Origin of the sequence: Photobacterium kasasachensis, assembly GCF_050336885.1 — a bacterium.
GTDB lineage: Bacteria > Pseudomonadota > Gammaproteobacteria > Enterobacterales > Vibrionaceae > Photobacterium > Photobacterium kasasachensis.
In genome coordinates, this window is record NZ_JAKJSH010000027.1 from 25,786 (window position 1) to 46,033 (window position 20,248).

Here is a 20,248-nt window from a genome sequence, read left to right on the forward strand (position 1 = left end):
GCGCAATGCAAATTAGATTAAGAAAGCGCCTTGGCGACCTGTTGGTAGAAGAAGGTATTGTAACCCAGGATCAGCTAGAGCAGGCGCTGGGCAAACAGCAGACGACCGGCCGCAAGCTGGGGGATACTCTGATCAGCATGGGCTTTCTGAGTGAGCAGCAGATGCTTTCTTTCCTGTCTCGTCAGCTGGATATTCCCTTGGTCGATCTTACCCGGGTATCGGTTGATGCCGATTCGGTGTCATTGCTCTCCGAAGTGCACGCCCGTCGCCTGCGGGCATTGGTTATTGGCGTACGGGGCGATACCGTTCGGGTGGCGATGAGCGATCCGGCAGATCTGGCTGCGCAGGAGGCTGTTTACGATCAACTGGCACAATACCGGGTTGAGCTGGTTATTGCGCCCGAGCGTCAGTTGATTTCCGCTTTTGACCGCTATTACCGCCGGACCCAGGAAATCGTCTCGTTTGCCGAGCAGTTGCAGGCCGAGCATCAAAGCGAAACGGATTATAGTTTTGGTTTTGATGATTCTGACAATGACGAAGTGACCGTTGTTAAGCTGATTAACTCCTTGTTTGAGGATGCGATCCAGGTTGGTGCGTCAGATATCCATATCGAGCCCGATGCCGATGTGCTGCGTATTCGCCAGCGTATCGATGGGGTATTGCATGAAACCTTGCTTAATGAGGCCAGTGTGTCGGCGGCTTTGGTGCTGCGCCTGAAGCTGATGAGCGGACTGGATATCTCGGAAAAGCGTCTGCCGCAAGATGGCCGGTTTAACGTCAAGGTTCGCGGCCACTCGGTGGATGTGCGTGTGTCTACGATGCCGGTTCAGCACGGTGAGTCCGTGGTGATGCGTTTGCTTGATCAGTCAGCCGGTATCCTGAGCCTGGAAGAGATCGGTATGCCCGCTGACTTGCTGCCGCGTTTTCGTCGCCAGCTCAAGCGGCCGCATGGGATGATCCTGGTGACCGGCCCGACAGGGTCCGGTAAAACCACCACTCTCTACGGTGCCCTCAGTGAGCTGAACAAGCCGGGCAAGAAGCTGATCACGGCAGAAGATCCGGTGGAATATCGCCTGCCCCGGGTTAATCAGGTTCAGGTAAACAGTAAGATTGGCTTGACGTTTTCATCAATCCTGCGAACGTTTCTTCGTCAGGATCCCGATATTATTCTGGTCGGTGAGATGCGCGATCAGGAAACGGTCGAAATCGGCCTGCGATCGGCGCTGACGGGTCACCTGGTATTGTCGACCCTGCACACCAACGATGCAATTGACAGTGCGCTGCGAATGATGGACATGGAGGCGCCGGGTTATCTGGTAGCCAGTGCTGTTCGTGCCGTGTTGGCTCAGCGCCTGGTGCGTAGGGTGTGTAAAGACTGCACCGAACGCGAAGAGCTGGACGGGGCCAAGCAGCAATGGCTCAAGGCTCGTTTCCCGCTGCATCTTCACCGTGAGTTCCACCGGGGAAGAGGTTGCCAAAGCTGCAACTTTACCGGTTATAAAGGGCGTATCGGGGTCTTTGAACTGCTTGAGCTGGATCAGCCGATGATGGATGCACTGCGTGCCAATGATGCGGTGTTGTTTAGCCAGATAGCCCGTAACGCCTCAGGCTACAAACCACTGATTGAGTCAGCAATGGATTTGGCGCTTGAAGGGCGCACAAGCCTGGAAGAAGTGTTGATGCTGGGTGAAGGCGACTTGAATACCACTGATTTTATTGCCGCTGACCTCAATGACGGCCACGTGCTGTGATTGCGCGATAGGAGCTAGTATATGCCGGTATTTAACTATCGCGGACGGGATAACCAAGGTGGCTTGAAGCGTGGCCAAATTGAAGCGGCCAGCCAGGATGCAGCGGCTGATCTGCTGATGCGACAGGGCATCATCCCGTTGGAGATCCGTCAGGGGAAAGCCGAGGGACAAGGTTGGGATCTCCAGTCTATGTTTCAAAGCCGGGTGCCGCTGGAGATACTGGTGATATTTAGTCGCCAGCTCTATAGCCTCACCAAGGCTGGCGTGCCTTTGCTGCGGGCCATTAAAGGGTTGAGTCAGAGTTCGTCACATCCGCTAATGAAGGAAGCATTAGATGCGGTTACTGATGAACTGACCAATGGTCGCTCACTGTCGGTCTCGATGAAGCAGCATCCACGGGTGTTTTCGGAGCTGTATGTGTCGATGATCCATGTCGGCGAAAATACGGGGCGACTGGATGAGTCGCTGCTGCAACTGGCGAATTATTTCGAGCAGGAAATGGAGACCCGGCGCCGGATCAAATCGGCGATGCGTTATCCGACCTTTGTGATCTCGGCAATTATGCTGGCGATGGTCGTGCTGAACGTTAAGGTGATCCCGCAGTTTACCTCTATGTTCAGCCGGTTCGGGGTGGATCTCCCTCTGCCGACCCGAATATTGATCGCCAGTTCGAACTTTTTTGTCAACTATTGGCCACTGTTGCTAGGCGGACTGGTGGCGAGCTGGATCGGGATCAGAATGTGGCGCCAGACACCGGCTGGTAATGAAAAGTGGGACCGGTGGCGTCTGAAAGTGCCGATTGTCGGTGATATCGTCAACCGGGCACAGCTATCGCGTTTTTCGCGCACCTTCTCCCTGATGATCCGTGCCGGTGTGCCTTTGAATCAGGCGATTCAGATGGCCGCAGAAGCTCTGGGTAACCGTTTTCTCGAAAATCGCCTGATCGAAATGAAAAACGGTATTGAGGGCGGTAATACCATTGCCAGTACAGCCAGCCAGTCAGGGGTGTTTACGCCACTGGTATTGCAGATGATTGCCGTGGGCGAAGAAACCGGTCAGGTTGATGACTTGTTGCTCGAAGTCTCCGACTTTTATGATCGCGAGGTTGATTATGACCTGAAGACGCTGACCGCACGGATAGAGCCGCTTCTGTTGCTGATTGTGGCAATTATGGTTCTGTTGCTGGCGTTGGGGATTTTCTTACCGATGTGGAGTCTGCTTGATGTGGCTAGAGGCGTTTAACCGGCGACAGAAAAGACGTCTTCAGCATTTCATCTGGTTTTGCGGTAGTGGCCTTATTGTCGCAGCGATGCTGACAAAAGGTATTGAAATAAAACAAGAGGCAGAGCACGCCAGGCTGAGTGTACTCAAGCAGACCTTTTACAAAAGTGCTTCTGCCCTGCGCCAGCAGTGGGAGCTTGAAGGCAAGCCTGCTCGGTTAGAGATAGCGACAATCGATGTCGAGTTTACCCCTCGCGGCTGGCCGGTTGTTATCACTGATGGCCAAATGGATTGTCCGAAAATGTGGGATCTGCTGGCCTCCAGAGGGGGCTCTGTATCGTTTATTCAGTTTAGGTCAAAAAAAGAACTGAGATCAGGTCGATATAATTCGTGTTATTACCAAATAAGTGACGGTAATTGGCTGGAATTATATTTTAAAAATGAGAGAATACGCATTAACGGCTTTTTGACGGATTAAGCGTCGTTTTTATGACGAATAGAGAAGTATCAAAATGAACAAACAACGCGGATTTTCCCTTGTAGAGCTCGTTATTGTGATTATCGTTGTCGGCCTGCTGGCGGCAACGGCACTACCTCGATTTCTGCAGGTCACCGATGAGGCCAAGAAAGCCTCGATTGAAGGTGTTGCCGGAGGTTTCGCGACGGCTGTCCTGTCTGCCCGTGCTCAATGGGAAGCCTATGGACGTCCTGCCAACAGCAGTGGCCAGTATCTGGTTGACTATGACGGTACCGACTTTTTGTTGACCAAGGCAACAGCCGATAAGAGTGTGCGTGATGGTTATCCGTATGCATTGACGACCGGCAGTTCTAATGTTGGTGCCATCAATGCCACAGACTGTAAGGCATTACTGGATAATTTGTTACAAAACCCGCCGCTGGCAACAACTAACAGCAGTGATGCCGCGAGCGGAAACTATGTGTTTTACGTTAAAGCTGGTACTGATAATTCAGCAAAGCTTTGTCGTTATTACCAGCTGGCTTCGGCCGGAACGAATGGGTCGGGCTCAACCGATGTCGAGGCCGGGCATTCATTTACATATAAACCGGCTTTGGGCCGTGTCGAAGTCAATTTGAAATAAACAGGAGTAAGTTATGAAACGTCAGGGCGGTTTTACGCTAATTGAATTGGTGGTTGTGATTGTAATTTTGGGTATTCTAGCGGTAACCGCTGCGCCTAAGTTTATGAACTTCCAGGATGACGCACGTATTGCATCGCTACAAGGCCTGAAAGGCGGTATCGATGGCGGTGCAAGTATTGTATATGGTAAAGCAGCACTAACAGGAAAAGAGTCAGGGAAAAAAGACGATACTCCAGCTGCTGAGGTAGAAGGAATTAAAACCCATTATGGTTATCCGACTGCTGCTGAGACAGGAATTAAACTTGCTGTAACAGGCCTTGATTCTGAAGATTGGGTGATGGCTTTTGGCACAGACGGAACTGGCCCGTCGGCAACAAACCATGGTGCGTTTACACTTACAGGTAAGAAACCTGATAGTGTAACTTATGCCAACATTCTTTTGACCAAATGCTATGTCAAATACAGTGAAGCAACGGGTTCTTCTGCTGATAAAGCAGCCAAAACAACGATTGAAACAAGCGGTTGTAATTAATCTTATAGGGCTCTTATGAGCCCTATTTTCCGAGCCGTTTTTTATCAAAACGGCTCGGAAAATAGTCGCCGCGAATGTAGATGGAGGTTCAATGAATAATCGCCAGCAGGGTTTTACATTGGTTGAGCTGGTGGTTGTCATTATTCTTATTGGCATACTTGGGGCCACTGCAACCTCGAAAATGATCGGCCCCAGCAGCTTCGATGCACACCTGAACCGTGATCAGGCGGTTGCTATTGCCAGACAAGTCCAAATTTTGTCTATGAACCAGTCGATTTCATCGGCTACTGACCCTAATGCTTCCTGTTATACCTTGCAAATTACATCGGATTATTTTGGTAGCCCTCGTTGTGAGAGTGTCCTTCCGAGTATGCCGCCGGCACTGACGGCTGCTGACAACAACCTGAGCCTGTCCGCCGAAGGTCTAACTGTCACCAATCTGTATTTTGATATGCTGGGACAGCCTTTTTACTTTACCGGCTCTGGTGCCAATGAGGCGCGAGTCTATGCCTGCCGAAGCAACTCGGGCTGCAAGCTCACATTCCGCTCAGGGGCCAATGAGGCAACCACCATGTGTATCAATCAGGAAGGGTATATCTATGCCGGTTGCTAGTGGTCCGTGTTCAAGGCTAACAGTCAGGCAGGCAGGTTTTACCCTGATAGAAGGGATTATCAGCATCGTGATCCTGGGCATTGCCATGATCACGCTCACCAGCTTTCTGTTTCCTCAGGCTGAACGTTCGGCAACGCCGTATTATCAGGCCCGTGCTTCTGCCATCGGCAATGCCTTTCTTAATGAAGTACTGTCGCGCAAGTTTGACGAATATAGCGATCCATTCGGAGACAGTGCGGTGCGCTGCGGTGAAGCCGGGGCTCAGCCCTGTACAATACCGGAAAACTCAGGTAGCTGGCCGCGGGATGATGTCCAGCAGGACGGGACCAGCAAAGAGTATTTTGCCTACGTTGATCCGATCAGCGGTGATCGATTGGGCTGGGGACTGATGGTCTCAGCGGCGGACGATGTCGATGACTTTCACGGTTGCTGGGGGGATTTTTCTCTGTGTGGCAAGCGTTATAGCAGCAACCAATTTCCCTGGCGCGGATTTATTGAGAACCTGCTGGCAGACGATCAGGGGAAAAATGAGCGTTACCTGAACATGACGGTAAAAATTGCGGTCAGCTACGATACCTCCCTTAATACCAGCTATCCAAATAACGCTTTTCCCCATCAGCACAAGCGGATTGATGTCGAGGTCGATACCGGCCGTTATGGCACCTATGACTTTGTTGCCTATAGGAGTAATTACTGATGAGGTGGCAAAGAGGCTTTACCCTGGTTGAAATGGTGATGGCCTTGGTGATCCTTGGCATTATTTCACTGGCTATCGGTAGTTACCTGCAGTTGGGGACGCAGGGATATGTCGACACGGTAAACCGTGACCGGGCCCAGTCGATTGCGCGCTTTGCCTTGGAAAAAATCACCCGGGAGGTGCGTCATGCTGCGCCCAACAGTATCTCGACATCCAATTCAGGGGCCTGTTTATCGTTCTATCCGGTCAGGTACTCTGGCTTTTATCAGGGAAATCCCGATAGCGCAGCAATGAGCCTTGTCCCGGCAATAGGCTCGGCCACCGAATGGAAAGCGATTAATGCGCAGGCTGGCTTGGCCCTGGCGATTGGCTTGCCGTCGGCCACGGAATATGAGGCTAAACGAGATCAAAATAAGATTAATTCTGTCGCCGATGGGACCGAGCAAGGTGAGCTGACCGTTAACCTTGCTGCCTCGCCCGTATATTCTTCACCGGCAAAGCGAGCCTATGTCTATGGCGATAAAGTCGAATATTGCCTGGCGGGAAACTTGTTGACCCGGCAAGGGAATCGGATTGCCGAGGACGTGAAGTCTGTCGAATTCGTTGTTGAAGGGGCAGGATTGCAAAATAACGGTATGGTGCATATTTCATTGGTGATTGAGAAAGCCAATACTGGTGAAGCTTTTTCCTATAACCACACAGTGCAGGTGATTAATGTCCTATAGCAAACAACGTGGCAGCGCCCTGATTGTCTCGGTGTTTATTATCACTGTGATGGCGGGCTTTGCCGCCGCAATGATCCGGATCGACTGGTCTGGTCAGGAGACGACCTCGCGGGAAGTGTTTGCGACCCGGGCGTGGTTTGCGGCGCACTCGGGCAATGAGTATGTCCTGAGCAAGTTGTTTCCGCTGGGCCAGAAGGACTCTGAGCCTGGTGCCTGCTCTCAAGGGGGAAACACTGATACCAAAACCTATTCGATGAATGCCAGCCTGTTTCAATGCAAGAGCGTGACCGTGGTTTGTACCCGTTTTAAATACGGCCCGGACTCACAAGCCTCCTATAAATATCAGTTGGAAAGCAGTGCAACCTGCGGCAGTGGCAAGTTTGCGACCACTCGCATTCAGGAAACCTGGGCAAAGGATCTCCCATGAGAAAGTGCATGAGAACTAACAGACTCGTTTTTTTCTATTGGCTGTTTGCCTTGCTCGTTAGCCTAACAAGCCCGTCGACCCAGGCGGCGCAGTGCTTTAGTAACGGAGCCTCCGTCAACGCTAAAAACGACTTTTGTATTACTGCGAACCTGATATCTGATGGTAGCAACCGGATAAGAATTGAAGGGAACTATTACTACCATCCTATCTGGACGGATGATAGAAGATACTTTGGCTATGGGCAGGGAATCAATGAAACGGGCTACCTTAATGATGGCAAAGAGCATCAGTTCCAGATCAAGTTTGTTAATACATCTGCATATAACTCCAGAAATATAGAGGGTTGGCTAGAGTACAGTGTCGATGGCACCTATATCTCATCGACATACCTAGACATTCGAGATCGGGTTGATGCTGATAAGTTTGACCCTTATATCAATGTCAGGGTACTTGGCAACAATGTGTCTGGTACCTGTCTGAGCGAAGGGAACTGCGGTAGTTTGCCCTTGCCTGAGCCTGACAAGGAGTACAGCACGGATGCCCGGTATGAATTTGGGGTTCAGTCCTGTTCTTCAAGTAGCTGTACGATTTCTTTAGATAATAATTATACGATCACGCCGCTGGTCTTTTTAATGCCGACCATTGACCCGTCAGGTCCTGACGCTGACGAACCAGCCACTTTGGTGGTTACCGGGGTTGATAAGGATGCCAAGACGGTCACCTTTGCGCAGAAAAATCCTGAAAACGGCTGGGATTCAACCCAAATGACTCAGATCAGCTATCTGGTCATGGAACCCGGCATAGCCGACTTTAATGGCAAGAAAGTGATCGCAGGTTATACCGATACCCAGTCGTATCAGGCGCAGGGCGTATCGGGTAGCTGGCAGACGAATATTCGGTTTTCGGACTGGGGTGGGAGCTTTAATGCAACCCCGGTGGTGTTGACCCAATTGCAGGCCTTAAATCAAAACTCTCTTTTTGCTACCTCAGCGATAAGCGGGATCACCTCAGAGAAAGTCGACTTGGCTTTGGAGCTGGGCAGGGGAAGTTATGCGCCGAGTAATGACAGAAGAATCGCTTTTCTTGCCAGCTTGCCGGGAACCGGTGAAACGGTGGTCAATAACCAGCAGGCTAAGTTCGAGTTTGGATTCGAAGCCAGTTTGAATCAGGAAGGCTCGCTGGCCGATTCATGTCAGAATTTGGAGCTTTATTTTACCCGTGCATTTACCGCTCAGCCGGGGGTGATCACGAAAAAGCAAACTCGCGTCGGCGGCGATGGTGGGTGGTTGCGGCGTTGTAACTTATCCAAGCAGAAATTCAGCTTTGTATTTGATGAAGATACATTGGACAGCCGTCGACATGGCCAGTTCGAGAACATCGGATTCTTTGCCTTTGAGGTGCCCGAGCCAAAATCTATTGATATTTGTGAATATGTCCCTGATGTTGTTCAGTCAAATAAATATTATCAGGGGGATGTCTACGGGAATTTATCGATTGCCGGGGTGGCCTATGTTTCTACGATTGATCCGCGCCATGGGTACTCTTTCTTGCCTCAAGTACAAGATATTGCCGGATGTAAATATAACTCAAATGGTGGTTCGGGCAGTAAGGAGAAGTGTGCGTCTGTCGACAAAAAGGCCGATCTTTTCCCGGACTTGGCAAGTTTTAAAAATAGCGAAAATGAATTTAAGTGTGAGAACAGGAGCTCGTGTGCTATTTCGCCGGGCGTATATAAGGAAGTTATCGTAAAGGATAGAAAGACACTGACGTTTGCTCCGGGAGAGTATTGGATTAAAGAACTTAAAGTCGAAAGTCGTTCAAAAATTGCGGTCAGTAAAACTCATCAGACGGTAATTCACTTTAAAAAAGCCAAACTGGAAGAAAGAGCTTCCGTCAATGAACAGGGAAACAGTGAAAACCTATTGCTCATTGGTCACTATGACAGTGGCAATAGTGATGACGAGCTGGAAATGGAGAAGCGGGCAAAGTTATATGGCTATGTTTATCTGGACCCTCGAGCGGGTTCTTTAGATCTGGAAAAAGATAGGGCCTATATTTTTGGTGGCGTAACGGCTCCGGTTATTGAGCTTTCGGCGGGCGCCATTATTGGTACGCGCAGCAAGTGCGGAAGCACTACCAGCAAACGTTATTTGGTTATGGCGCCAACAAAAAAATATGCGCTGACCTGTGATAATAACAAGCCGTCTTATACCGCCACCATGATGCTCGATACTACGGGAGACGGGAGCCCCGATATGGTTGATACCGCCTTTAATGGCCCGGTGATTATTGAAAAGCCATCAGGACAGTCGGTATGCCTGCAGCGTAAAGGGAGCAATACTTGCCTGACGTTTGATAGTAACAACCAGGTTCAAGAAAATGCCACCAAAGGTGTACTGGAGCTGAACCTTAAGTCTACCGGGATCGGCAAACTGGTATTGAAGGCCTCCACCTCTGAATCCGTGGAAAATACGTTACCGATTGAGTCAGCCTTTACGTTTATGCCTTATCGGTTCGAAGTGCTTCCCAAATCCTCCTCCGGAAAAAGTGACGAGCTGATTGCCGGTAAACCGGAAGATATGTTAGTAGGGGTACTGGCCTGTACCACACCGGAAGGCGGTACGGCAGAGTACATTACGGACTACCAACCTTCATCGTCAAAGCCGATAGAGGTAACGACCAAGTATGAGGCACCGTTAACGGGTCAGTCTGCGGTTGTTATCGGTAAACCATTTAAGTTTACTGATGGTAAAGCCGAGCTGGATAAGGCCCTGTCCTACAATGATGCAGGCAAGGTTACCTTTACACTGAAAGATCCTGCCTTCGGCAAGGCAGAGTACTGCAAGGGTAACAGTGAATGCGAAGGCTTGTTCCCGTCGGGCAGCTCTGGTCTGGAAGGCAGCGCAACGATTTATGTGAGGCCTTATACCTTTGCGCTTTGTGACATTAAGAACCCGGATGACTCTACGCCACGGAACAGCGCCAAGGATATAACCGATCACTCTGGCACCAGTCAAAGCGGCCCGGGCTTTGCCAAAGCCGGAGAGCCGTTTGAGGCAAGGCTGAAACCTGTGATCTGGTTGGCGGGTGATTCTGTCTCTGGCGACTCCAGTGGTGATAGTAAGACTGACATTCAAGCTTATGGAAGCGGTTGGTGCACCAATAGAAAGGTAACCGAAAACTACTACAGTCCGACCGGCTCGAGTGTTGCCATCAAAGCGCCGGTCTCTTTGACCATTCCTTCTATACCAGCCTCACCGGCAACAACCGCAAGCGTGAAGCCGGAAGGCGGTGTGCTTGGGGGAACCGTGAACTATAGTTTTACCGGCAAAGTATCCGATAGCGGTTGGCTGACAACGAACTTGAACTGGAGCGAAGTCGGAAGTCTCTGGCTTCAGGCGGATGGCGGTTACCAGCTCGATGGACGGTCACTACCGTTAAATCAAAGTACTGTGCAGGTTGGCCGCTTCTACCCGGATCATTTTGCCGTTGTGGTTAAGCCGGGTGGCAGTGAAGGGATCCTTCCGGCAAATGGAATCTTCTCTTATATGGAGCAGCCATTTACCGGCAAGTTTACGGTCAAGGCCATGAACAGCTCGGTGCCGGTTGGCAACTACCATCTTTTTGCTTCGTCGCTACAGGCTGATTTTGGTTTGTGGCTGGGGAGCCTGGTTAACGGTCAGTATGAGGCCTTTGATTTGGCAAGGCTTCATATTTGCAATACTCAACAATGCAAAGCGGACTTGGCTTGGCAAGGCTGGGGCAATGTTGCCCAGGGCACAGAGTCACCGCAAAGCGGGCGAGTTTTTGATGCAACGGGTTCTGACAAGCCGAGAATGACGATCACCCGTCTCACTGATACCAGTTTTACCTGTCCGCTGGATGACCCAAATAGTTGTACCAAGGCAACTAAAGCAGATGGCCCTTATCAGGCCCTCGATTTCAGGGTGAAAGTGAGTAAGTTTGTCGATGGCGTTGATTTTGTCCTGACTACAGCTGAGAAAAATCAGCATGCTGTCGGGGCCAAGGTCGACGGGACGGATATCCGTTACGGGCGTATGGTATTGGAGGATGTCGGCGGACGGGCCGACAACAAGATAGCGATTCCGCTACGGGTCGAATACTGGGACGGCAAGGGTTTTGTTACCAATACGGATGACAGCTTATCGACATTTGACGGGGATAATTACTGTAAGCAGATCATTGCCCAATCCGATTCCACGGTGACAGACAGCACGTCTAAGACATCGGGAGAAGGAAGTGTTACTGCCGGAGAGATAAGTTCCGGTGAGTTTGTGGCACTGCCGCACACTAAAACGAATTACCGAGAGCAAGTTGAGTTCTGGCAGCGGCTGACATCAACCATTCCCGCTAAACTCAAGGCGGGTGATTGTTCCGGCAACCACTCTAATCAGCCCTGGTTGCAGTACAACTGGCGTCAATTTGGTGATGAAAGCCCATCCGCTGTTGTGACCTTCGGTGTTTACCGAGGCAACGATCGCATCATTTATCGTGGAGAAAAGGGGATGAATCAGCTGCTCAATTAAATAAAATGCGGATCTGTGGCAGGTTTGACAAAGCTTACCTTGTCTCGATCCGTGCCCCTTGATACATTTAGCGCAATTTAACGAATTTTGTAAGCTTGCAGGAATTAGCCGAAGACTATGTTTAAAAAACTTCGTGGCATGTTTTCTAATGACCTGTCTATTGACCTGGGTACTGCCAACACCCTTATTTATGTCAAAGGACAGGGCATCGTACTCGATGAACCATCAGTAGTAGCTATTCGTCAGGACCGAGCTGGCGCAACCAAAAGTGTTGCAGCCGTAGGTCACGACGCCAAACAAATGCTTGGTCGTACACCTGGCAATATCGCTGCTATCCGTCCAATGAAAGACGGCGTAATTGCCGATTTCTACGTGACCGAGAAAATGCTTCAGCATTTTATCAAGCAGGTCCACGACAACAGCATTCTACGCCCTAGCCCACGCGTACTGGTTGCTGTTCCTTGTGGTTCTACTCAGGTTGAGCGTCGAGCTATCCGTGAATCTGCACAAGGTGCGGGTGCCCGCGAAGTGTATCTGATTGACGAGCCGATGGCGGCAGCAATCGGTGCCGGTATGCCGGTATCGGAAGCGACCGGTTCGATGGTGATCGATATCGGTGGTGGTACTACCGAAGTTGCCGTTATCTCTCTAAACGGCGTGGTTTACTCCTCGTCTGTACGTATCGGCGGTGACCGCTTTGATGAGGCGGTTATCAACTACGTTCGCCGTAACTACGGCAGCCTGATTGGTGAAGCGACGGCCGAGCGTATCAAGCATGAAATCGGTTCGGCATACCCGGGCGATGAAGTACGCGAAATTGAAGTGCGTGGTCGTAACCTGGCTGAAGGTGTACCTCGCAGTTTTACCCTTAACTCCAACGAAATTCTAGAAGCCCTGCAGGAGCCTCTGACCGGTATCGTGTCGGCGGTGATGGTTGCGCTTGAACAGTGTCCGCCAGAGCTGGCATCAGATATCTCTGAGCGCGGCATGGTGCTAACCGGTGGCGGTGCGCTATTGCGCGATCTTGATCGCCTGCTGACCGAAGAAACCGGGATCCCAGTTGTTGTTGCCGAAGATCCGCTAACCTGTGTTGCACGTGGCGGTGGTAAGGCACTGGAAATGATCGACATGCACGGCGGCGATCTCTTCAGCGAAGAATAATGCCATCTTCGGCAATAGACAGAACAGGTTATAGCGTTAGATGAAACCTATATTTGGCAGAGGGCCTTCTCTGCAGTTACGCCTGTTTCTTGCCATATTACTGTCGGTTGGCCTGATGCTGGCCGACAGCCGCCTAGATGCCTTCGCCAATGTACGTTATTTGCTGAACTCAGCGATTTCACCACTCCAGTATGCAGCTAACTTACCTCGTGATTTGTTAGATGGTATGTCAGGTCAGTTGAGCTCCCATCAGCGTTTGTTGGCAGAGAATAAAGCACTTAAGCGTGATTTACTGGTTAAGCAGAGCGATGTGCTGCTGCTGGATCAGTTAAAGCAGGAAAACCAGCGTTTACGCGAGCTGTTGGGCTCACCTTTTGTTCGCGACGAGAAGAAACTGATCGCGGAGGTGATGGCGGTGGACTCCGATCCCTACAGTCACCAGGTGATGATTGACAAGGGGCGGGTTGACGGTGTCTATGAAGGCCAGCCGGTGATCAATGAAAAAGGGATCGTCGGTCAGGTGTCCTATGTCGGCGCCCACAACAGCCGGGTGCTGTTGTTGATCGATCCGACCCATGCGATCCCGATCCAGGTTGTGCGTAACGACATCCGGGTAATTGCCTCGGGCAGCGGTCAGATCGACCAAGTCCAGCTTGAGCACGTGCCGAGCAGTACCGATATCGAAGTCGGGGACTTGCTGGTGACATCCGGCCTGGGCGGTCGGTACCCGGAAGGTTATCCGGTTGGACATGTCACCGAGTTTTCGTTTGATAACAAGCGCCCGTTTGCCCAGATAAAGGCAAAACCGACGGTGCAGTTCGACCGCCTGCGTTATTTGTTGCTGGTATGGCCGACCCCGCGGGAAACGCTGATGGTAGGAGATCTCAATAGTGGCGAATAGTCGACCAAGTGGCCGCTTGCTGATTTGGCTATCTTTTATCGTGGCACTGATCCTACAGGCCGCGCCATGGCCCGGCGAGCTGGAGCTGTTCAGGCCTTCATGGGTGCTGCTGGTGGCCTTTTACTGGGTACTGGCACTGCCGCACCGGGTCAATGTCGGTACGGCATTGCTGTTGGGGCTGCTGTGGGACTTGATGCTGGGCTCGACGCTCGGGGTGCGGGGCCTGATGATGTCGGTACTGTGCTATGTCGTTGCCCTGAATTTCCAGGTACTGCGCAACCTCTCTTTGTGGCAGCAGGCCATTCTGGTTGCCTTGCTGACACTGGCCGGCAAACTGGTCGAGTTCTGGGCCGAATATCTGGTCTCGGTGATCACCTTCGAGCCGGAACGGCTCTGGGCCGTGCTGCTGAACTTCCTGCTATGGCCATGGCTGTTTTTGCTGCTGCGGCGAATGCGTCGTAAGTTCTCAATTCGTTAAATTACTTTCCCAACTAGGTCTGTTCGGTGTTAGGTTGTAAAGCATGACATCGAATGGATCTTTTTGATATTTATATAAATGGTATCGTCATGTCTGCACTGCAACTGTATCTGGCTTCGGGATCTCCCCGGCGAAAAGAACTACTGGCTCAGCTGGGTTATACCTTTGAACGGGTTGTCTTAGACGTTGAGGAATGTCACCAGCCGGGCGAGGTACCGGCTGATTATGTCCGGCGCCTATCACAGGAGAAGGCACAGGCCGGGGTGATAGAAACCGATGGCCAGACGCCGGTGCTGGGTTCAGATACTATTGTTGTAGTAGATGATGAAATTCTGGAAAAACCGGAAGACTTTGCCGATGCCAGGCGCATGCTGACTCTGCTGTCCGGCAGGCAGCACCAGGTGATGACGGCCGTTACCCTGGCCACGGCAACACGTAGCAAAACCTGCCTTGTGACCACGAACGTTTGGTTCAAGACTTTGTCAGAACAAGAAATAGAAGCATATTGGCAAAGCGGCGAGCCGCAAGACAAAGCAGGCAGCTATGGCATTCAGGGGATCGGCGGCAAGTTTATTGAGCGCATCGATGGCAGTTATTACGCTGTGGTGGGGTTACCGTTAATGGAAACCGACATCATGGTTCAGGACTTTTTAAGTTTATCAATTTAGAGGCAACCATGAGCACAGAGCTGCTGATTAACGTGACGCCAAGTGAGACGCGCGTTGCAATGATTGAAGGAGGGACCCTTCAGGAAGTACATATAGAACGAGAGTCAAAACGCGGAATTGTCGGCAACATTTACAAAGGCCGCGTAAGCCGGGTATTGCCGGGTATGCAGGCGGCATTTGTCGATATCGGACTGGAGAAGGCTGCTTTTTTGCATGCCTCCGACATTGTGCCTCACACTGAATGTGTGGCCGAGAACGAAAAGCAGCAGTTCCAGGTTCGGGATATCTCCGAGCTGGTCCGTCAGGGGCAGGATCTGGTGGTTCAGGTGGTCAAGGATCCTCTGGGAACCAAGGGGGCTCGCCTCACAACAGACGTGACGCTGCCGTCGCGTTATCTGGTCTTCATGCCGGGCGCTGGTCATGTCGGTGTCTCTCAGCGTATCGAAAGCGAAAGTGAGCGAGAGCGCCTGAAGAAGGTCGTCAACAAGCATTGTGACGAGCTGGGTGGCTTTATTATCCGTACCGCTGCCGAAGGGGCAACGGCGGAAGAGCTTGCCCAGGATGCCGCCTTCCTCAAGCATTTGTGGCGAAAAGTGCTGGAGCGCCGGGCCAAGCACAAGCCCAAGTCGATGCTGTATGGCGAACTTGGGTTGGCACAGCGGATCCTGCGTGACTTCGTCGGCACCGAACTGGATTGCATCAAGGTTGACTCACGCCTCGGTTATGAAAAGCTGAAAGAATTTACCGATGAATTCGTGCCGGAGCTGAGCGATAAGCTTGAATATTACGCTGGCGAGCAGCCTATATTTGATCTATATGATACGGAAAGTGAAATTCAGCGCTCGTTGGATCGGAAGGTTGAGCTGAAGTCGGGCGGCTACCTGATTATTGATCAGACGGAAGCGATGACGACGGTCGATATCAATACCGGGGCCTTTGTCGGTCGCCGTAACTTGGAAGAAACCATCTTCAATACCAATATTGAGGCCACCAAGGCGATCGCCCGTCAGCTTAGGTTACGCAATCTGGGCGGGATCATTATTATCGATTTCATTGATATGGCACTGGAAGATCACCAGCGTCGTGTCTTGCTGGCGCTGGAGCAGGCGCTTTCCTACGACCGGGTAAAAACCAATATCAACGGCTTTACCCAGCTGGGCCTGGTCGAGATGACCCGTAAGCGGACCCGTGAAAGTATCGAGCATGTGCTGTGCGGCACCTGCCCGACCTGTGAAGGTCGAGGTACGGTTAAAACCGTTGAAAGTGTCTGCTACGAGATCCTGCGTGAAATTACCCGGGTCAACCGAGCTTATGACGCAGACCGTTTTGTGGTTTATGTCTCGCCTGCGGTTGCCGAAGTCTTGGCAGGGGATGAATACCATGCTCTGGCTGAGCTGGAAGTGTTTATTGGCAAGCAGGTGAAAATCAAAGCTGAGCCATTATATATCCAGGAACAATTTGACGTTGTAATGATGTAATTACGAATGCGAGGCTATTGAGTGACAACAGTTCCAGTTCGTCTGGCACGTGGATTAATGTGGCTGGTACTGACAGTGTTGGTACTGGCCGCTATTGCGATTAGTGGTCTGCGTTTTTTTCTTCCCCAGCTAAACGAATATCGCGAACCTATCCGCCAGTGGGCATCTGAGCAGGCGGAAATGCGCCTGGAGGTGGCCCATGTAGAAGGGCGGTGGCAAAACCTGGGCCCTTCTCTGGTGCTGAAGGGGGTGAGTGTTGACGCAAGTGATGACCCGGGCTCCATTGTTCGGGTCGGTGATGTTGAAATGGAGTTTGATATGCTCCGTTCGGCGTTCGAGATGCGGCCTGTGTTTAAAAATGTGCGTATTGATCAGCTCAGCCTGGATCTGACACGTTTTTCCAGTTCTATGTTTGGCCGGGACACCTCGTCACAGCTCGCTGCCGACACGACCGATCAAGCCGCAACGATCAAACAGCTTGAAGAGCTGTTTTTTGTCCAGCTGGGCAAGTTTTCGCTGCGCAATGCCGATATCACTTTGCTCTCTCCTGCCGGGGATACTAAGCGTATTGATATCAGCGAGCTGAAGTGGGACGGTACCGGCGGCCAGCATTTGGCTGAAGGGGTGATCAGTATTGCCGATACCCACTTTAGCCAAATGCGAGTGATTGCTAACTTATCTGCCAGGCGTTCCCTGCCAGAGCTGTCGGGCAGTATTTATGTCCAGTCCCAGAACCTGTCCATCACGCCGTGGCTCAACAAGCGTATGTTGGGTGGCGCTGATATTACCGGCAGTAATATCAATGCCGAGTTGTGGCTGAATTTGCAAGACGGCAAGGTACTGAACAGTCTGGCAAGGCTGGATAACAGCTACCTGCGCTGGCGCGAGGGCGATGAAAACCATGAGTTTAGGATTTCCAAGGGCCGGGTAGGATTATCCCCGGTTGCTCTGGCCGAGGGAAAAACCGGCTGGCGGGTTGATAGCGATCAGATGCTTCTGCAAACCGACCAGCGACTGTGGCCAGCCTTTGATATCGCGGCGCAGTGGGAGCCTGAGCGCTGGCAAGTTGCATTGACCAGCCTGCCTCTTGACCAGTTGCTGCCGTTTGTCAGCTTCCTGCCGGAAGACAATACGGCTGCTGAGATACTCGCCAAGCTACAGCCGTCCGGTCAGTTGGATGATATCCGAGTCGCCGCTGACGGCGATCAGCCTCCGCGCTTTTCGGCCGATCTTAAAGCGTTTGGTATGAAGCAGTGGGAACTGCTGCCAGGCATGAACAAGCTTGATGCCCGGCTATCAGGCAGCCTGGCCGGCGGAAAAGCCGTGCTGGCGCTAAATGATGATGTACTTCCCTATGGAGAAGTGTTTCAGGCCCCGTTAAATATTACCACAAGTGAAGTGACCGCTTACTGGCAGGTCGGCGATGACGGCTGGCGCTTGTGGAGTGATGCCCTGTCCGTATCGACGCCGCATTTAACTGCCGATGGCCAGTTCCGCCTGGACTTTCCTGCTGAGGCACCGGCCTGGTTGTCATTTTACGGTGAAGCGACGGCCCATGATGCTGGTGAAACGTGGCGGTATTTGCCGACGCTGGCATTGGGGCAGGAACTGACAGATTACCTGTCGACGGCTATTCGTGGCGGTAAGGCAGAGCGTGCCCAGCTGCTATGGTACGGTGAGCTCAATGACTTCCCCTACAGCAAAGGCGAGGGGGTTTTTCAGGCCAAGGTAGCTTTGCGTAAAGGCCGCTTTAGTTTTGATACAGCATGGCCTGAGTTGACTGATCTGAAGCTGGATTTGCTGTTTGAAAATGATTTTATGTACCTCGATGCCAGCCATGCGAAAACCATGGGAGCGACGGCGTCCAAGGTCACCGGTGAAGCCGAGCTGAGCGAAGATGGCCATCTCAAGTTGGCTATTGGTGTGGATGCCGATGGCCAGCAGGTGCGTGATTATATGCTGGCGACACCGCTGGTTGACTCGGTTGGGGCGGCGCTGACGACGGTCCAGGTCAGTGGTCCGGTAAGCTCGCAGTTTAAACTGGATATACCTTTTGACGGCAGTGATGTACGGGCATGGGGCTCGGCGAGTCTGAAAGATAACCAGGTTGCCATGGACGCTCCGCCACTTCAGTTGGATAAGGTCAGTGGCAGCCTGAGTTTTGATAATGATGTCATCAAGGCCGATGATATCCAGGGCATGTTACTCGAGCAGCCTGTTGTTTTCGGTTTTGATGGCAAGAGCGTGGACACGGGTTATCAGGTGGGTGTTAAGCTGGATGGGGACTGGGATGTCTCTACGCTGCAACAGCAGGTTGATGATCCTTTGCTGGCCCGCGTGAGCGGCCATAGCCGTTGGAATGCCAAGGTCGGCGTTAATCTGCACGATACGGGTTTTGACTACAATGTTGACTTGCTGGCCGGACTGGTTGGCGTTAACAGCAAGCTGCCGTATCCGCTGCAGGTGTCGCCGGGGACCAAACAGCAGGCAAAACTAGCTGTACACGGTAATGCAGAATCGTTGACCGGTAATATCGTTGTGCCTGATGCTACTTACCAGGCGACAATCAATTTAGTGCCTGAGCGCTTGAAGATAGAGGCCAGCGAGCTGTTAGTCGGGAAAGGGAAATTACGTTCTCTCGCGCGGGGGAGCCACTCGCTTCGGATCCGTAGTGACTACCTGGACGGTGACCGTTGGGTCGAGCTTATTGGAGAGATTGATGATAAGACGGCACAAATGGCCCAGGCCGGGCAGCCAACCGTCATGCCGGAGATCCCTAACCCAACCCGGGTAAATGCGCGCGTTAAGAAGCTGAAACTGGCGACGTTAAACTGGAATGAGGTTGACCTTGCGATGCGCAGACAGCCTGCGCAGTGGCATATTATTCTGGGTAGCCGGGAAATGACCGGCGAGGCGTTCTGGCCTGATGGTGCGCCTTTAAGGGTGACGCTGGAGAAAATGCACCTGAACCTGCCGGGGCTGGATGATGTCGAGGAGATGCCGCGTAGCAAGTACAAGCCGCAGCAGGATATCCCGCCGGCGACCGATTTTGACCGCTCTATGATGGCGAATATGCCGGAGATCGATCTCACGCTGCAGGATGCCTGGCTACAGGGCTACCGGCTTGGCAAGGTCACCGGGAAGTTGCGCCGGGAAGGCACTATGCTGGAGTTACAGAACCTGCTGATTGATTCGGGCACGACCTCGCTGAGCCTGGATGGGCACTGGATGCTGGACCATGATCAGAACGAAACCCATATCGCTTTCGACATCGAAGGTGACAATAGCTCAGATCTGATGGGGCGTTTTGGGGTGTCCGGCGGGATCCAGGGGGCGAAATTCAGTAGCTATGCCTCTATTCAGTGGCAGGGCGCACCATGGGCGATGCACCGTGAAACCTTGACCGGAGAAATGAAATCAGAAACCGGTAAGGGAGTGATCAGTGATGTCGGCGGTGCCGGGCGCTTGCTTGGCCTGTTCAGCTTAGATTCGATCGTGAGAAAAATGCAGCTCGATTTCTCGGGGGTGTTTGACGACGGGTTGGCCTTTAACTATATCAGGGGCTCTGGCAGGATTGAAAATGGCCAGTTCGAAAGTGACGATATAAAAATGCAGGCACTGGCGGGTGACATGTATATTACCGGAAGTGCTAACCTTGTTAATGAAACGGTCGATGCGAAAGTGAAGTTCCTTCCTGACTTTACGTCTGGAATACCGGTGCTGACGGCGTTTGCGGTGGCGCCGCAAACCGCTATTTTTGTGTTTGCCATTTCAACCGCGTTATCGCCGGTGCTGGATGTCTTTACCCAGATTAACTATGCGGTTACAGGGCCGATTGATTCACCGACGGTCACCGAGAAGTCTCGTTTTACCGGGGAGTACACCGTGCCGGAAAAATTGAAGGAACAACAGAACCAGTCAAAATAATAATGGAATAGTAGTCTTTGTC

General features: G+C 51.9%; 16 protein-coding genes. All 16 read left to right on the top strand.

Annotation, left to right across the window (positions count from 1 at the left end; translation table 11 throughout):
- Positions 1–5: 5 nt before the first annotated feature.
- Positions 6–1,751 (top strand): GspE/PulE family protein, encoded by a 1,746-nt coding sequence (locus L4D19_RS26590; RefSeq protein WP_428454916.1) that lies wholly within the window; start codon positions 6–8, stop codon positions 1,749–1,751.
- 21 nt (positions 1,752–1,772) lie between these two features.
- Positions 1,773–2,993 (top strand): type II secretion system F family protein, encoded by a 1,221-nt coding sequence (locus tag L4D19_RS26595; protein ID WP_075762418.1) that lies wholly within the window; start codon positions 1,773–1,775, stop codon positions 2,991–2,993.
- Positions 2,974–3,450, top strand: coding sequence for a hypothetical protein (locus L4D19_RS26600; protein WP_428454917.1), 477 nt, complete (start codon positions 2,974–2,976; stop codon positions 3,448–3,450). The genes L4D19_RS26595 and L4D19_RS26600 overlap by 20 nt, the downstream gene beginning before the upstream one ends.
- Before the next feature lie 34 nt (positions 3,451–3,484).
- Positions 3,485–4,072, top strand: a complete 588-nt coding sequence (locus tag L4D19_RS26605; RefSeq protein WP_428454918.1) for a prepilin-type N-terminal cleavage/methylation domain-containing protein — start codon at positions 3,485–3,487, stop codon at positions 4,070–4,072.
- Positions 4,073–4,085: 13 nt separating this feature from the next.
- Positions 4,086–4,604: a prepilin-type N-terminal cleavage/methylation domain-containing protein gene (locus L4D19_RS26610; RefSeq protein WP_428454919.1), complete on the top strand. Its 519-nt coding sequence runs from the start codon at positions 4,086–4,088 to the stop codon at positions 4,602–4,604.
- A 91-nt stretch (positions 4,605–4,695) separates the two neighbouring features.
- On the top strand, positions 4,696–5,217 hold the full coding sequence (locus L4D19_RS26615) for a type II secretion system protein (RefSeq protein ID WP_428454920.1): 522 nt from the start codon (positions 4,696–4,698) through the stop codon (positions 5,215–5,217).
- Positions 5,204–5,914, top strand: coding sequence for a type IV pilus modification PilV family protein (locus L4D19_RS26620; protein WP_428454921.1), 711 nt, complete (start codon positions 5,204–5,206; stop codon positions 5,912–5,914). The genes L4D19_RS26615 and L4D19_RS26620 overlap by 14 nt, the downstream gene beginning before the upstream one ends.
- A complete protein-coding gene (locus L4D19_RS26625) occupies positions 5,914–6,639 on the top strand; it encodes a PilW family protein (protein ID WP_428454922.1) in 726 nt (241 codons plus the stop codon). Before L4D19_RS26620 ends, L4D19_RS26625 begins: the two co-directional genes overlap by 1 nt.
- Positions 6,629–7,066, top strand: a complete 438-nt coding sequence (locus tag L4D19_RS26630) for a hypothetical protein (protein WP_428454923.1) — start codon at positions 6,629–6,631, stop codon at positions 7,064–7,066. The genes L4D19_RS26625 and L4D19_RS26630 overlap by 11 nt, the downstream gene beginning before the upstream one ends.
- A gap of 8 nt (positions 7,067–7,074) precedes the next feature.
- Positions 7,075–11,613, top strand: coding sequence for a DUF6701 domain-containing protein (locus L4D19_RS26635; protein WP_428454924.1), 4,539 nt, complete (start codon positions 7,075–7,077; stop codon positions 11,611–11,613).
- A 117-nt stretch (positions 11,614–11,730) separates the two neighbouring features.
- Positions 11,731–12,774 (top strand): rod shape-determining protein MreB, encoded by a 1,044-nt coding sequence (mreB, locus tag L4D19_RS26640; RefSeq protein ID WP_075762409.1) that lies wholly within the window; start codon positions 11,731–11,733, stop codon positions 12,772–12,774.
- A 40-nt stretch (positions 12,775–12,814) separates the two neighbouring features.
- Positions 12,815–13,675 (top strand): rod shape-determining protein MreC, encoded by an 861-nt coding sequence (gene mreC / locus L4D19_RS26645; protein ID WP_428454925.1) that lies wholly within the window; start codon positions 12,815–12,817, stop codon positions 13,673–13,675.
- Positions 13,665–14,153: a rod shape-determining protein MreD gene (gene mreD, locus L4D19_RS26650; RefSeq protein ID WP_075762407.1), complete on the top strand. Its 489-nt coding sequence runs from the start codon at positions 13,665–13,667 to the stop codon at positions 14,151–14,153. Before mreC ends, mreD begins: the two co-directional genes overlap by 11 nt.
- A gap of 89 nt (positions 14,154–14,242) precedes the next feature.
- The gene (locus tag L4D19_RS26655; protein WP_428454926.1) at positions 14,243–14,821 is read left to right on the top strand and encodes a Maf family protein; all 579 of its coding nucleotides are present in this window, start codon (positions 14,243–14,245) and stop codon (positions 14,819–14,821) included.
- A gap of 8 nt (positions 14,822–14,829) precedes the next feature.
- A complete protein-coding gene (gene rng / locus L4D19_RS26660) occupies positions 14,830–16,299 on the top strand; it encodes a ribonuclease G (RefSeq protein WP_160652305.1) in 1,470 nt (489 codons plus the stop codon).
- Between the two features lie 21 nt (positions 16,300–16,320).
- Complete coding sequence (locus tag L4D19_RS26665; RefSeq protein WP_428454927.1) at positions 16,321–20,226, top strand: YhdP family protein; 3,906 nt, start codon at positions 16,321–16,323, stop codon at positions 20,224–20,226.
- Positions 20,227–20,248: the final 22 nt, after the last annotated feature.